15 protein-coding genes and 1 tRNA gene are annotated in these 14,690 nt (G+C 65.8%); 4 read left to right on the top strand and 12 right to left on the bottom strand.

Going from position 1 to position 14,690, the window contains the following annotated elements:
- Positions 1 to 42: 42 nt before the first annotated feature.
- The 3 genes from GBB76_RS05260 to GBB76_RS05270 are packed head-to-tail and all read right to left on the bottom strand — an operon-like array spanning position 43 to position 3,229.
- Positions 43 to 1,932 carry an FUSC family protein gene (locus GBB76_RS05260; RefSeq protein ID WP_152302322.1) on the bottom strand — a complete coding sequence of 630 codons (1,890 nt, stop codon included), beginning with the start codon at positions 1,930 to 1,932 and terminating at the stop codon, positions 43 to 45.
- On the bottom strand, positions 1,916 to 2,965 hold the full coding sequence (gene mdtN, locus GBB76_RS05265; RefSeq protein ID WP_152302323.1) for a multidrug transporter subunit MdtN: 1,050 nt from the start codon (positions 2,963 to 2,965) through the stop codon (positions 1,916 to 1,918). Before mdtN ends, GBB76_RS05260 begins: the two co-directional genes overlap by 17 nt.
- Before the next feature lie 3 nt (positions 2,966 to 2,968).
- Positions 2,969 to 3,229, bottom strand: coding sequence for a YtcA family lipoprotein (locus GBB76_RS05270; RefSeq protein ID WP_152302324.1), 261 nt, complete (start codon positions 3,227 to 3,229; stop codon positions 2,969 to 2,971).
- Between the two features lie 438 nt (positions 3,230 to 3,667).
- On the opposite strand from GBB76_RS05270, the gene GBB76_RS05275 reads away from it, so the two are divergent.
- Together GBB76_RS05275 and GBB76_RS05280 are read left to right on the top strand one after the other, a co-directional pair.
- Positions 3,668 to 4,780, top strand: coding sequence for a linear amide C-N hydrolase (locus tag GBB76_RS05275; protein WP_152302325.1), 1,113 nt, complete (start codon positions 3,668 to 3,670; stop codon positions 4,778 to 4,780).
- 132 nt (positions 4,781 to 4,912) lie between these two features.
- Positions 4,913 to 6,235 carry a sorbosone dehydrogenase family protein gene (locus GBB76_RS05280; RefSeq protein ID WP_152302326.1) on the top strand — a complete coding sequence of 441 codons (1,323 nt, stop codon included), beginning with the start codon at positions 4,913 to 4,915 and terminating at the stop codon, positions 6,233 to 6,235.
- Between the two features lie 428 nt (positions 6,236 to 6,663).
- Here the strand turns inward: GBB76_RS05280 and GBB76_RS05285 are convergent, their stop codons facing one another.
- Positions 6,664 to 7,524, bottom strand: coding sequence for an alpha/beta fold hydrolase (locus tag GBB76_RS05285; protein WP_152302327.1), 861 nt, complete (start codon positions 7,522 to 7,524; stop codon positions 6,664 to 6,666).
- An 89-nt stretch (positions 7,525 to 7,613) separates the two neighbouring features.
- Positions 7,614 to 8,168 (bottom strand): carboxymuconolactone decarboxylase family protein, encoded by a 555-nt coding sequence (locus GBB76_RS05290; protein WP_152302328.1) that lies wholly within the window; start codon positions 8,166 to 8,168, stop codon positions 7,614 to 7,616.
- Positions 8,169 to 8,281: 113 nt separating this feature from the next.
- On the opposite strand from GBB76_RS05290, the gene GBB76_RS05295 reads away from it, so the two are divergent.
- Positions 8,282 to 9,226 carry a LysR family transcriptional regulator gene (locus GBB76_RS05295; protein WP_152302329.1) on the top strand — a complete coding sequence of 315 codons (945 nt, stop codon included), beginning with the start codon at positions 8,282 to 8,284 and terminating at the stop codon, positions 9,224 to 9,226.
- An 87-nt stretch (positions 9,227 to 9,313) separates the two neighbouring features.
- Entirely contained in the window at positions 9,314 to 9,838 is a 525-nt protein-coding gene (locus tag GBB76_RS05300; RefSeq protein ID WP_152302330.1) for a hypothetical protein, read from the top strand.
- Positions 9,839 to 9,891: 53 nt separating this feature from the next.
- Here GBB76_RS05300 and GBB76_RS05305 read toward each other — a convergent pair whose 3' ends face one another.
- From GBB76_RS05305 to GBB76_RS05330, 7 genes are all read right to left on the bottom strand, one after another.
- Positions 9,892 to 10,869, bottom strand: a complete 978-nt coding sequence (locus GBB76_RS05305; RefSeq protein WP_152302331.1) for a hypothetical protein — start codon at positions 10,867 to 10,869, stop codon at positions 9,892 to 9,894.
- A complete protein-coding gene (locus GBB76_RS19020; RefSeq protein WP_371717099.1) occupies positions 10,844 to 11,365 on the bottom strand; it encodes a hypothetical protein in 522 nt (173 codons plus the stop codon). The genes GBB76_RS05305 and GBB76_RS19020 overlap by 26 nt, the downstream gene beginning before the upstream one ends.
- Positions 11,366 to 11,465: 100 nt before the next feature.
- Complete coding sequence (locus GBB76_RS05310; RefSeq protein ID WP_246669045.1) at positions 11,466 to 11,687, bottom strand: hypothetical protein; 222 nt, start codon at positions 11,685 to 11,687, stop codon at positions 11,466 to 11,468.
- Between the two features lie 146 nt (positions 11,688 to 11,833).
- A tRNA-Leu gene (locus tag GBB76_RS05315) sits at positions 11,834 to 11,919 on the bottom strand.
- Positions 11,920 to 12,026: 107 nt separating this feature from the next.
- Complete coding sequence (locus GBB76_RS05320; protein WP_152302332.1) at positions 12,027 to 13,721, bottom strand: formate--tetrahydrofolate ligase; 1,695 nt, start codon at positions 13,719 to 13,721, stop codon at positions 12,027 to 12,029.
- Between the two features lie 27 nt (positions 13,722 to 13,748).
- Complete coding sequence (locus tag GBB76_RS05325) at positions 13,749 to 14,159, bottom strand: DoxX family protein (protein ID WP_152302333.1); 411 nt, start codon at positions 14,157 to 14,159, stop codon at positions 13,749 to 13,751.
- Between the two features lie 99 nt (positions 14,160 to 14,258).
- The gene (locus GBB76_RS05330) at positions 14,259 to 14,690 is read right to left on the bottom strand and encodes a hypothetical protein (protein WP_152302334.1); all 432 of its coding nucleotides are present in this window, start codon (positions 14,688 to 14,690) and stop codon (positions 14,259 to 14,261) included.

Genomic DNA, 14,690 nt, shown 5'->3' on the forward strand with positions numbered 1-14,690 from the left:
GGCGCGGGGATTGTGAGGGGGAGCGGGTGCATTGCATGGCCCTCACCCCGCCGCCAGCCGTTCGATGCGCCGCAGATGCGTCGCAAGCCGGGTCGTCGCGGGAGACCCCTCGTCGGCGACGGGCGAACCGACGCCTTCCTCCATCGCCACCGACTTCGCGGCGTGGGACAACCGCGCCGGCACGTCAGGTGCTACCTCGCGCGCAAACATCAGCTCGGGCAGCGCCTCGCGCAGCTCGCCGACCAGCCCTCTCAGCCGCCGCACCTCGGCCGCCGGGGGGCGTTGATGGGCCGGCTCGAAGGGCAGCAGGTCCAGCCCCGCCCCCGCCTTCTCGACCTCGGCCTCAACCAGCGCCGCCTCGGCCACCGCGCCGGAACGCGCGGAAGGAGCGAGCGCGGCGAGCCGCGCCAGCGCCTCCAGCGCGCGCGCCACCCGCTCGCGCACGTCGACGGCGGCGCCCTTCGGCCAGATCTGGGTGAAGACCACATAGACCACGAGATTGCCGAGCAGGATGCCGACCACGCGGTCGCGCGCCGACCCCATGTCGGTCGAGGGCGCGAAGCCGTCGAGGACGGTGAGCAGGAAGGCAAGGCCGATCTGCACCCCGCCATAGGAAATCCGCTCGGGACCCGACGACACCCACGCGGCGACCAGCACGGCGCAGAACACCAGCGCCATCAGCCCACCGACCGAGCTGAGGTGCGGGATGACGAACAGGATCGAGCCGAGCCCCATCGCCGCGCCGATCAGGCAGCCGGTGATGCGCAGCGCCAGCTTGTGCACCGTCTCGCCGGTGGTGCCGAGCGCGGCCACGTAGCAGGTGACCATGGCGGTGTGGATGCCCTGCCAGTCGATGATCGAATAGATGAGGTAGCAGCTGATCGCGGCCGTCGTCGTCTTCAGCGCGAAACGCTGGTGATCGGGATTGGTGAAGGCGTCGGGCGACAGGAAGGGCGGTTTCGCCAGCACCGCGCCACCGCCATCGGGGCGGGCCAGCGCCGCCATGGCCTCCCGTGCCGCGAGAAGCGCCGGCGCCCCCTCGCCTTCCGGCGTCGCCGCCTGCGGCCGCTGCCCGGCGCCGACCGCTTCCGCCGCCGCGCGGCTGCGGGCCGCCAGCTCCGCCCGCGCCGAGGCCGCGAGGTCCGCCGGAAGCGCCGCCGCCGCCAGCATCAGCCGGTAGCTGGTCGCCGTCGCGCCGGCGAGCCAGTCGACCGTCGCGCCCGGCGCGGTGTGGAAAATGCGGGCGAGCATGGCCTGCTTGTCCGCCGCCTCGTTGCCCTGCGCCAGTTCCTCGCGCAGCCGAGCCCGCGCCTCGGGCTCCCCCGCAAGGAAGGCCGCCACAGCGGCGAGCCGGCGCGCCACGCTCTCGCGCATCAGCCGGTGCGGCGACGTCCCGAAGACGAGGCAGAAGACGAGCATCATCGCCATCGGCATGACCGCCATCTGCCACGCATAGAGCAGCCCGCGCGTCACCACCTCGCCGGCCGGCACGTCGTCGACCAGTGTGAGGATGAAGGCGATGACCAGCGCGATGATGGCGCCGATCTCGCCGAGCTGCGTCGCCGACGACAGGAACAGGAAGCCGAACGAAGTCGCCGCGATCACCGCGATGCGAATGAAGGGATCGTCCGCTGTCGCCTGGATGACCGGCGCCATCACCAGCACCACCACGCTCACGAGAAGGGTGAGGCCGATCGCCTGCCCGACGCATTCGGCGCCGTTCGGGCGCATCAGGAAGATGATGAGGTAGCAGCTGATCGCCGATTCCGGCACCTTGTAGAGCATCGCCACGCCGGACACGAGCGCACAGAGCAGCGCCACGCGCCAGGTCATGGCGAAGCGACCGGGGAACGGCCGCAGGTCGCGGCCGACCTGCCGGACGATGCCGGCCCAGGGAGAGGGCGCCCTCAGCGAGTCAGCAGTCCGTTCCATGGTGCACGATCGCTGTTGCGGACGCGCCGGCGCGCATCAGGGATCCGGGAGGGTCGACGAGGCGAATGCGGACCGGGAAGCGCTGGGCCACGCGCACCCAGTCGAGCGTCTTGGGCACGATCGGCATGGTGCGCGGCAGGTTGATCAGCTCCTGCGAGGCGACACCCCAGCCGATGCCCTCCACCCGCCCCTCGATGCGCGTGTCGCGGTCGGCCAGCGCGTAGACCGTGGCGCAATTGCCCACCCGGATGCCGGACAGCTCGGTCTCGACATAGGAGGCCGAGGCGTACCAGGCGCCGGTGTCGATCAGCACGAAGACGGACTGGCCGGGCAGCACATAGCCGCCGGGTGCCGATTCCAGCCCAACCACCTTGCCGTCGAAAGGCGCGCGCACCTGCGTGTCCTCCAGCGCGCGCTCGGCGATGGCGAGCGCGGCGCGGCGCGCCTCGACCAGCGCCACGGCGGCGGCGGTGTCGCTCACCAGCACGGTCGCGGCCTCCTCCTGCTGCACCGCCTGCCGCAGGCTCACCTCGGCGTCGCGCTTGGCCGTGGCGGCATCGTCGACCTGCTGCTGGCTCACATAGCCCTTGGGACGAAGCGATTCGAGCCGGCCCAGCGTCTGCGTGGCGAGATCGAGATTGGAGCGCGCGCGCGTCACCTGCTCGCGGGCGATCACGGCGTTGGCGCGCTCGGCGCTCACGGTGCGCTGCTTATCGGCCAGCGCCGCCTCGGCGAGCTTGAGATCGGCCCTCGTCTGCTCGACCTGCAAACGATAGGTGGTGGGATCGAGGGCGAACAGCAGGTCGCCCTTGCGCACCGCGTCGTTCTCCTTCACCGCGATGGTGACGATGCGCCCCGGAACGGCTGCCGACACCGACGCCACATCCGCCGTGAGCACCGCATCCTGCGACAGCGGGTTGAGCTCGGCCGTCTGCAGATAGCGCCAGCCGAACACCATCGCCGCCGCCAGCGCCAGCAGGCTGACCACGATTCCGAGCCGGCGCTTCACCTCGGGGCTGCTTCGCGGCTCCACGGCCTATCTCCCGAAACCGAGGTGCGAGAAGAGAAAGCCGAGGCCCAGCGCGATGCAGACATAGACCGGAAGACGCACCGGGATCGCGTCGTCGATGCCGGCGCGCACGAAGACCAGCCGCACCAGCACCGCGCCGAGGATGCCGGCGAGCGCGCTGGCGAGCCATGAGGGGAAATAGGCGCCGAACAGCGCGATGGTCGGCGCCCCGAGCGGCGCGCAGCCGGCAACCGGCAGCACCGCCGCCAGCGCGATGCACGCACGCACGCCCCCTCCCCGCCGGCGGCCACGCCACCTGCCCGCCCCTCCGGAGACGATCGATTTGTGCTGCAAGAGCGACCTCCCGGCAGGGCGTGCGCGAGTCGGTATCGGCATCCTCGAATGGGTAACAAGCCCTTGACCGAAGATCAAATTTCCGCGCGTGCAGAGCCGCCCTCTGGCCGCGCCGCGCGCACCAGCGCCGCTTCCGGCGTCTTGGCCTTGATCGCGGCCCTTGACGCCCGGAGGGCCGGATTGATCGTTCTGCCGCCTTCCCGCCCGCGACGGAGTGTGCAAGCTAGATCCGGCAGGAAACTCGCGCCGGAAAGATCCGGCAATTGTAGGGTACGTTAGCCGGCAATGCACCTTGCCGGCGGTCAATCCGGTTCCGTGCGTGCCGGCCCCGGCGGGGCGCCGCGACGGGCCGCCAGCGCAGGGAATGCGGACATGTGCACATCGCTCATCTATCGGGACAATGCCGGCAAGGTCTATTTCGGCCGCACGCTCGAACTGACCGTCGATCTGCCCTATCTGATGGCCTATCTGCCGGTCGGCTTCGCCACGCGTTCGGACATTCCCGGCCATCCCCCGGTCGACTACACCGCCCGCAATGCCGTGCTCGCCGTGACCATGCCCGCGCGCGTGCCCACCGCCGAGGCGCCGCTCCAGATGTCCGATCTCAAGGTGCTGGAGGGCATGAACGACAAGGGTCTGACCTTCAGCCTGCTCTCCTACCCCACCGCCGCCGGCAAACATGAATCGGTCGCGGTGACGCGCGCCGTGCTCTCCGCCTCCGATCTCGGCGGCTGGTGCCTCGGCCAGTTCGACAGCGTGGCGCAGGTTAAGGAAGCTCTCGGCCAGCAGCCGATCGAACTGGTGCCGCTCGCCATTCTCGGCGGCGTGGTGTCGCCCTTCCACTATGTGGTGCACGACCCCAGCGGGGCGTCGCTGGTGCTCGAGTTCAACCGGGGCCAGATGAGCGTCCACGACAACCCGGTCGGCGTGATGACCAACGGCCCCGAATTCGGCTGGCACCTGACCAACCTCAACAACTACACCCACCTCGTGAATGTCGACCGCTCCACCGGCAGCTTCGGCGGCTTCAAGGTGGCGCAGCCCGATTCCGGCATCGCCACGGCGGGACTGCCCTCCTCGAACACCTCGGTCGGCCGCTTCGTGCGCGCCGCCTTCTACGCGCACTTCACCGAGAAGGCGAAGACCCCGGACCTCGCCCTGCGCACGCTCGGGCACATCATGAACAATTTCGACCGCCCGCGCGGCGTGAGCATCGATTACCCCGAGCAGGGCGGCGGCCATCTCGAGGTCGAGGGGCTGGATCAGCCAAGCTCGGAACCCTACGCGACCGAATTCACCTCCTGGACCAGCCTCTCGGACCTCGACCGCAAGCTGTTCTTCCTGCGCGACTACAGCAGCCTGAATTTCACCCGCTTCGACCTGACGGCACTGGCGCAGGCGAACGAGCCGCGCGTGCTGCCGGTGCAGCGCCTCGCCGAAATGGCGGACGCCACGCAGGCCCTGCTGGCGGCGAAGGCCGCCTGAGCCGGTCGCCTCGCCTGCGGGCGGGCGAATGCGCACCGGCCGGCGAGCGGATGGTGCTATGCAGCTTCTGGGCTATTGCACTGCAGCTTCTTTCCGGGATCAGATACCGCCTCCCGACAGCCGGAGCCGACCATGGCCAACTATGTGAAGATCAGCGGTTTCCTTGGCGCCTGCATCACGGGAACGGTCCATCTGCTGACCGCGCTGCGCAAATCCCCCGCGCTGGCGGAGAACGAGGGCTACGGCGCCGCGCCGAACCTGCCCAAGCCGAAGCCGACGCTCATTCCCATCATGAAGATCGCGCCCGCCATCGGTTGGCCCGAGGGTGCCACGCCGAAGCCCGCGCCGGGCTTCAAGGTCGGCGCCTTCGCCGTCGACCTCGACCATCCGCGCTGGATCTACGAACTGCCGAACGGCGACATCCTCGTCGCCGAGACGGCCGGTCCGGCTTGGCCGGCCGGCATCTTCAGCCTGCGCTGGTGGGCGATGGGCTTCGTCATGACCCGCGCCGGAGCGGGGGTGAAGAGCGCCAACCGCATCACTTTGCTGCGCGACGCCGATGGCGACGGCGTGGCCGAGGTGAAGCTGCCCTTCCTCGAAAACCTCTATTCGCCCTTCGGCATGGCGCTGGTCGGCGACCAGCTCTATGTCGCCAATGCCGACGCACTGGTGCGCTTCCCCTATGTGCCGGGCGCCACCCGCATCGACGCGCCGCCGGTGAAGATCTGCGACCTGCCGTCCGGTCGTAACCATCACTGGACCAAGAGCCTCGTCGCCAACAAGGAGGGCACCAAGCTCTATGTCGGCGTCGGCTCCAACTCCAACGTCGCCGAGTTCGGCATGCAGGAGGAGATCGACCGCGCGGCGATCCTCGAAGTCGACATCGCCAGCGGCGCGGTGCGCGTTTTCGCCGGCGGCCTGCGCAACCCGGTCGGCATGGACTGGAACCCCGTCACCGGCGAGTTGTGGACCAGCGTCAACGAGCGCGACGAGATCGGCGACGACCTCGTGCCGGACTACATGACCTCGGTGAAGGACGGCGCCTTCTATGGCTGGCCCTACAGCTACTGGGGCCAGACCGTCGACGAGCGGGTGAAGCCGCAGCGCCCCGATCTGGTGGCGACGGCGCTCAAGCCGGACTACGCGCTCGGCTGCCACACCGCCTCGCTCGGCCTGACCTTCGTCGACGACGGACGCTTCGGCGCGCGTTTCACAAACGGCGTGTTCATCGGCCAGCACGGTTCGTGGAACCGCAACCCGCCGGCCGGCTACCGGGTGATCTTCATCCCCTTCGCGGACGGCGTACCCGCCGGAGCGCCGGAGGAAATCCTCGGCGGCTTCCGCGTGGACGGCAAGGCGCTCGGCCGCCCGGTCGGCGTGCTGGTCGACCGGCGCGGCGGCCTGGTGGTGGTCGACGATGTCGGCGACTGCATCTGGCGCGTGACGCCGGCCTGAGCGGGCGGGCGGCGCTACCGCCCGCTGGGGGTGGAGGCTTCCCAGCCTCTCACCGTCCTCACCCGTTGCGAACGGGAGACGACGACGGGCTCGGCCACGTCGCGCGGCAACCGCTCGGCGCGATCCACCGACCGGAAAGCCACGCTTCCAACGCTCTCCTTCACCCGCGCGGGTGAGGCGCGTGGACGGACACTGGCCGATCATCCCCTTCGCTCCGTCATAGACGCGGTTGCGAAGAGGGACAGCAATGACACGCATGAAGGCCGGTTTGCTTTGCGCCGTTTTTCTCGGCGTTCCGCCAACTAGTGAGCTTGCGCTGCAGGCGGGCCTTGCGGAATTCCAACCGCTCAAGTGCCGGGCGGGCGCGTTGAGGCCGGCTCCTGATTGAGAAGTCTGGGCGCGGCAGGTGGCGCGCCCAGACAAGCGGGTCAGCCGATATGCTTGGCCAGAAACTCCCGCATCGCGGCGCCGATCTCGACGGCATGGGTTTCGAGCGCGAAGTGCCCGCTGTCGACGAAGCGGACGTCCGCCGCCGGCACGTCGCGCCTGAACGCCTCGGCACCCGGCGGAATGAAGAACGGGTCGTTCCTGCCCCAGATCGCCAGCACCGGCGGCTGATGCTCGCGCAGATAGGCCTGAATGGTGTCGTAGAGCGCGACGTTGGTCTGGTAGTCGAGCAGCAGGTCGAGCTGGATTTCGTCATTGCCGGGACGGGCCAGATAGAAATCGTCGAGGTTGCGGCCGTCGGGCGAGACCTTCGTCGGATCGTCGACGCCGTGCGTGTACTGGAACAGCGTCGTCGCGGGCGCCAGGAGGCCGCGCAGCGCGTCGCGGTTGGCCTGGCTGGGCTCCTTCCAGTAGGCCATCACCGGCGCGAAGGCGTCCGATACGCCTTCGAGATAGGTGTTGCCGTTCTGGGTCACGATCGCGGTGATCCGCTCGGGGTGCTTGACCGCCAGCCGGAAACCGACCGGAGCGCCATAGTCGAACACGTAGATGGCGAATTTGGCCAGGCCGAGCACCTCGGTGAAGCGGTCGACGACATTGGTGATGTTCTCGAACGTGTAAGCGAACTGGTCGCGAGCGGGCTGTTCGGTCAGGCCGAAGCCGGGCAGATCCGGGGCGACGACATGATAGCGCTCGGCGAGTTCGGGGATCAGGTCGCGGAACATGTGGCTCGCGCTCGGGAAGCCGTGCAGCAGCAGCACGGTCGGGCGGCTCGCATCGCCGGCTTCGCGGTAGAACAGCTTCAGGCCGTCGACATCGACGGTGTTGAAACGAACGGTCATGGGAAGGCTCCCTGATTTCAGGACGTGAGGAAGGGTTCGCGGGCGCGGCTTCGCGCCCGCATCGTTTCTTGCTGAGCTGGCGAGAAGGCTCAGGCCGCGGCGGCCGTCCGGGTTGTCACGACGGGGAAGTCGATCTCGGTCTTCAGCGCTTCGTTGACGTAGTTGGTGAAGGTGTTGAGCGCGACATGGGCAATGATCTCGACGATCTCCGCATCGGAGTATCCCGAGTCCTTGAGCGCTCCGATATCGGCGTCGCTCGCCTGCCCCCGCCCCCGGGCCAGCTTGACGGCGAAGCGCACGGCCGCGTCCGCCTTGACATCGTTGGAGGCGCCATTTCGGTTGGCGGTGATCTCCGCGTCATCGAACTTGGCGACGTTGCGGGCGATGTAAGTGTGGGCGGACAGGCAGTAGCCGCAATCGTTCACTTCGGCGATCGCCAGTGCGATCCGCTCGCGAGTCGGGGCGGCGAGCGCACCTTTGCCGAGAGCGCCGGAGAGGCCGAGATAGCCCTCCAGTGCCGCCGGACTGTTGCCAACGATACGAAACAGGTTCGGCACCACGCCGAGCTGCTTCTGGACAGCAGCAAGCAGAGGCTGCGATTTTTCGGGGGCCTGCTCGACCGCGGGGGTGGGGATGCGGGACATGGTCTTTTCTCCTGGATCGGTTGTTTCGCTCTCGCCCAATTGGAGTACTTCCTTCCGAAACTGCACAGCAGGCGCTAAGTTCGAAAGTCTCACTTCCATAAAACGAGAGGGAAATGGACAGGTTCGAGGCAATGCGCACGCTGGTCGCGGCGGTCGACGGAGGGAGCCTGTCCGCGGCCTCCCGGTCGCTTAACGTCCCGCTTCCCACCGTCAGCCGCCGCGTTTCCGACCTTGAGTCCTTTCTCGGTTCGCAGCTTGTCGTCCGCACAAGCCGCAAGCTCCTGCTCACAGAGGCGGGTACGGCCTACGTCGCCTCGGCGCGAAGGGTGCTTGAGGAACTGTCGGAGGCGGAGCGCGCCGCCTCGGGCGAGTATCGTGTGCCGCGCGGCGAGTTGCTGGTGACGGCGCCGATCGCGTTCGGCGCGCTCAACGTCGCGCCGATCGTCCATGATTTTCTCGGCGCCTATCCCGACGTGACGGTGCGGCTCGTGCTGTCCGACAGCGTCGTCGATATCGTCGAGAACCATGTCGATGTGGCGGTCAGGATCGGCCGACTGCCCGACAGCGCGCTGGTCGCGCGCAGGGTCGGCGAGATCCGATGGGTCGTCTGCGCAAGCCCTGATTATCTCAAGCGACGGGGCGTGCCGGAAACGCCCGCAGCGTTGGTCAACCATGATTGCATCGCGTTCGAAGGACTCCGACGTTATCGGGAGTGGCCGTTCGTCGACGGGAATGCCGCGCAGCACGTGACGGTCAACCCGCGCTTCTCGGTCAACACCGCAGATGGCGTCGTGGGCGGCGCGGTCGCTGGCGTCGGAATTGGCCGGGTGCTTTCCTACCAGGCGGCGGCAAGCGTCAAGGCGGGGACGCTTTTGCCGATATTGGCGGATCAGGCACCGCCGCCCATGCCCGTGCACCTGGTCCATGCGCCGCACCAGCAACAGCCGTTGAAATTGCGCGCCTTCCTCGATTTTGTCGCGCCACGGCTGCAGCAGCGCCTCCAAGCCATATCGCATGACATTGACGGTACCGGGCAGGACACTTCGACAACCCCGTAATCACCCCACCACGAGAAAGAAGCGTCAGGCCCGAGGCGGTGCCAGATGGGGCTGGCGCTCCATTCCTTTCGGAAGGCTGACCCTACCATGTCTCGCCGCAAGAATGCAGCGAAGTCCATCACCGGGCGTGATGGCTATTTCGTCAATCAGGCCCTGCTTTACGGCATCGCTCATATCCAGAGTCTGCCAGATCACATGCAGGAGTGGAACAACATGCGCGACATGTGCCTGATCGTCCGCACTCGGGCCAGTGTCTTCACCATCCCTCAGATTATCGCGGTGGAGCAGCACACCTGGAAGTCGCTTACGCTTTGGCCGGAACCTGATGAATACCTGACCGACGAGGACAAGACGCAGCGCGACAAGTTCACGGCCAACCTCGATCAGCTCAAGACCGACCTCGATCAGTTCATGCGCCATATGGAATCGTCCCGCAAGATCGCGAGCGGTGAGATTGGCGGCGCCAAATATGAGGTGCGCGGCGAGACGCATCCCAGGGTCTACGTCTACCGGAAGGTAGGCAACGACTTTGTCGGGAAGGTAACGCAGTTAGGTGCCATGCCGCTTGAGGGTCTCGTGCGCACGCTCGCGGCGGAAGTGCTGAGGGCGTAGCCTCAACCTACACCAAGTGCCCGGCAGTTGAGGCCGGGCACTTGCATTCTGGTTTATGGGGGCGGCGGCGACGGCGGCGCGGGAGGTTCTGGCAGCTGCACCTCCTTCAACGACTGAAGGCGCAGCAACCGGTATCGGCGTGTCTCGTCTCCTGTCGCGTAGCGAATGACGACCTCTTCTTCGATGTCGGCAATGTAGCGTTGGTTCACGATCCATTCAATATTGGCGGGAAATTCGTCAGCTAAAATACCTTTAAAAGATTCGCCCTCGGGCTCCACAAAATGGAACGAGCGCAGAACGGTATTTATGCCTACCAGCACCCCTCGAATATTTATCGGGCGCGTCTCTATTTCACTCGTTCTTCCAATTATATCTGCAATATGAGCGAATTGATTTGCATCAATGTAGCGCCCACGAAACCTATCAGAACTTGCTACCCAAGAAAGATCTAAGTCATATCCTGCTCGGAAATTCACCTCTGACCATTGATAGATTTTTTGTATTGCAGCACGCCCAAGAATTTTAGCGGCATCTTTTACCTCATCATCATCTGAAACTTCAAATAAATCAAACAACGCCTGAACAGACGGTTCGAATTTTCCTCCAAATAACGACATTGACGATGGAGCGATTAAAACAACTCCCAACGATCCAGCGAATGAATAGCCAAACTGCATCGCCGTTTCGTCAGACACCCCTCTAGAAAGACGCGCTCTCTGCTTCGGTCCAGATATTAATGCATCATAAATGTATGAAAATACGTCTTGAAACAACCCAAGAGACGCAGTCACAGGTTGAAGTAGGTATGATTCGGCTGCTGCATTCACGATCCGGTATTTGAAAAGGTCCACTTGCTCGATCTTAGCGATCGATTGCAGCTCCGCCTCAGCGCGCTCCATCATTTTGTGGGCCGAGCTCAGATTTAGACGCAACGCGGCGTTGCTAGGAGCTGTCGCAAGAGCAGCCTCCAGCTTCGATGTCAGAGCGGATGCCTGACGCACCCGCTCAAGATAGAATGCGTAGTCCGACATTAGTCTCACCTAGCCGAACGACGGCCACACCCTTTAACCAACCAGCTCGCGCAACGCTCCACCACTCAGCCCAATAATTTTCAGTCTCAGCGAAAATGTCGGCGTATTCATGGTCTCGCGGGCCAGAAACGAACGCATACGTATCCAGCCGCGGGTGATATGTCTTGCCGGATAGGCGCGACATAATCGTATTTTGAACCATAGGATCAAGACGATCGAAGTCTTCGACAGCAAACCTAACCGATAAATCGATATCATCTGGCTCTATTTTCGCGGTCAAATAGCTTCCATCTATCCAGATTTCGCAAGGAATATTGAGAGTTGCGAGATCGGAGATTAGCTGAAGAAGCGCTTGAAAAAGCGGTTGTCGATTGGTCGACGTCGGAAAGGCAGAGACGCAAATGTCGCTGAGTCTGCGCATAGACATGCGGTGCCGGCCGGGCGCCAACAACGGCGCAAACTCGGGCTTTGACACAAGGCTCATTGACTGGACCATGTAGGCGGAAGCACTTACCTACCTTGCATATCACCCACGGTCACGTCTAGGTTGTCATACAGCCGGGATCGTTAGTTGTGCTTTGTTTTTTGCCCTCGCATCACGGCTCTCGCTCCTTCAGTTCAACAAAGCGCGACGAACGCCCGCGCACATAGCCCCAAGAGGCTTCGCGCCGGGCGCTGTCGAGCGCCAGCAGCAAGGAGAGGACGGTGTTGCGCACGTCCCCGCCGCACGTCTCTATGGCCGCGTCGATATCAGCCTCGCCAATGACGGGCTCGGCGGCTTCCGGGGCGTGCGGTTCGGTCATCTGCGTGGCGTTCATGGCGACCTCCTATGAAGCGCCATTGATTCCACGAGAACAAAATAAGAACAAGAGGCCACTTCGCCTCCCGTTTTCTCCCGGTAATTTCTCCCGGATTTCACTACAAGTACTAAGCTAAACACTTGTAAAAAATAGAAAAACAGAAATGGTGCGGGCGGCCGGGCTCGAACCGGCACTCTCAGAGAGAAACGGATTTTAAGTCCGTTGCGTCTACCAGTTTCGCCACGCCCGCAGGGCCGGCATGCCGGCGGCGGAAGAGGCCGCCGACACCACTACCCTAATGCCGCTCCCGCGCCCCGCCAACGCCCCGACCCCGGAGGCGCGGCGGGGTAATCCTTGTCAGAACACGCCACCGATGAAGCCGGTCTCGTCGACGAAGATGTCCTCCGCCGCCGGGTGCGAGGGCAGGCCCGGCATGGTCATGACATCGCCGCACAGCGCCACCACGAATCCAGCGCCAGCCGAGAGGCGAACCTCGCGCACCGGCAGGGTGAAGCCCTCCGGCGCCCCGCGCCGGGTCGGGTCGGCGGTGAAGCTGTACTGCGTCTTGGCCATGCAGATCGGCAGCCCGCCATAGCCGAGCGCCTCGAACTCGGCGAGCTTCTTCAGCGCGCCGGCCTCGATGGCGACAGCGCCGGCGCGGTAGATGCGCCGGGCGATGGTCTCGATCTTCTGCACCAGCGGCAGGTCGCTCTCATAGATCGGCCTGAAGGCCGAGGGCCGGGCGGCGAGTTCCACCACCTCGGCGGCCAGATCCACCGCGCCGGCCGAGCCCTCCGCCCAGTGCGAGCACAGATGCACGCTGGCGCCCACCGCCGCGCAGGCGTCCTTGATGGCGGCGATCTCGCCCGCCGTGTCGCTGGTGAAGCGGTTGATGGCCACCACCGCCGGCAGGCCGAAGGCCTTCATGTTCTCGATATGGCGGACGAGGTTGGCGGTGCCGGCGGCGACCGCCGCCACGTTCTCCGGGCCAAGGTCCTTCTGCGCCACGCCGCCATGCATCTTCAGCGCGCGCACCGTCGCCACGATGACGACGGCGGACGGCGTGAGTCCGGCCTGCCGGCATTTGATGTCGAGGAACTTCTCCGCCCCGAGATCGGCGCCGAAGCCGGCTTCCGTCACCACATAGTCGGCGAGGCCGAGCGCGGTGCGCGTCGCCATCACCGAATTGCAGCCATGGGCGATGTTGGCGAAGGGGCCACCGTGAACAACTGCAGGCGTGGCTTCCAATGTCTGCACGAGATTGGGCTGGAAGGCGTCGCGCAGCAGCGCCGTCATGGCGCCCGTCACCTTGAGCTGGCTGGCGGTGATCGGCTGGCGGGCGCGGTTCTGCGCCACCACCATGCGGCCGAGCCGCTCCTCCAGGTCATCGAGCGAGCGGGCGAGGCAGAAGATCGCCATCACCTCGCTGGCGACGGTGATGTCGAAGCCGTCCTCGCGCGGAAAACCGTTGCCCGGACCGCCGAGCCCGACGATGACGCTGCGCAGCGCGCGGTCGTTGAGGTCGACGACGCGCCGCCAATTGATGCGGCGGGTGTCGATGTCGAGCGCGTTGCCCCAGTAGATGTGGTTGTCGATGGCCGCGGCGAGCAGGTTGTGCGCGGCGCTGATGGCGTGGAAGTCGCCGGTGAAATGCAGGTTGATGTCCTGCATCGGGATGATCTGCGAATGGCCGCCGCCGGTCGCCCCGCCCTTGGAGCCGAACACCGGGCCGAGGCTCGGCTCGCGCAGGGCGATGGCGACGCGCTTGCCGGCGCGCGCCAGCGCGTCTCCGAGGCCGATCGTGGTCGTGGTCTTGCCCTCGCCGGCCGGCGTCGGGTTGATCGCGGTGACGAGGATCAGCTTTCCATCCGCTTTCGCCTCGGCGCCACGGGCGAAGTCGAGAGCGATCTTCGCCTTGTCGTGGCCGTAGCGGAACAGCGAGGCGTCCGGCACGCCGAGCCTGGCGGCGACCTCTGAGATGGGGCGCGGCGTCACCGAGGCGGCGATAGCCGCGTCGCTGCCGGGGTCGATGGTACGTGCCGCGCTCGTCATGGAAACTCCCGTCTCGACATTCCGCCGTCAGGCCGCGCGCGTGCGCTCGGCCAGTATGGCGACAAGGATCATGCCGCCGATCACCGAGAGATGCTCGACGGAGAAATAGAATTCGATCAGCGCCATCTGGCCTTCCATGGTCCAGAAGTGATGCGCGATCGGGATGGTCAGAAGCGTGAACACGGCCAGCGCGCCGGCGCCGAGCCAGGTGGCGCGGTTGGCGAGGATGAGCACCGAGCCGATGAGCTGGGTCAGGATCGTCGCCACCGCGAACAGCCAGGGCGGGCTGAGGCCGAAATGCGCCATCTCCACCTGTGCGCCGGCGAAGTTGGTGATCTTGTCGATGGCGCTGCCGAGGAACATGAAGACGAGCAGGAGACGCGCGAGGAAAGCCGTGACCGGCCAGCGAAGAATGGCGGAAATGATCGCGGGGGTCATCGGTAAGGTTCCCTAGCTATCTCGCTCTGCGGCCGCCGGCGGCGCCACGCCATCGCCGGGCGAGCCGGCGAAGGCGAGCGGCCGCGCGCGGCACACCCTTCACGAACGGCGGTCGTCGGGCGTCTCGTCCGGTCCGCCCTCGTCCGATCCACCCTCGTCGGTGCCGAGATCCTCGTCGTCGTCGTCGTCGTCCTCCTCGCCCTCTTCTTCCTCGCGGGCGGCCTTGGCCTCGGCGATGAAGTCGGCGGCGTGCTTCTTGGCATCGCGCACGCTCTCACCCAGTTCGCGGGCGAAGCGGTCGAGGTCGAGCCGCAGCCCGCCGACCGAAGGCTTCTCGGTCTCGGAGGCATAGGCGATCATGCGCAGCGAGAGGCCGATGTCGGAGGCGAGCAGCGCCAGGAAGCCGTCGCTCAGGTCGTGCTCGTCGGCATAGGCAACCAGAAGGTCGTAAAGCGCCGCGCGATGCGTCTCGAAAGCCGCCTCATAGGCATCGTCGGACTCGTTGTCCGTGTCGTCATAGCCGCCGGTCAT

Source organism: Ancylobacter sp. TS-1 (genome assembly GCF_009223885.1).
GTDB lineage: Bacteria > Pseudomonadota > Alphaproteobacteria > Rhizobiales > Xanthobacteraceae > Ancylobacter.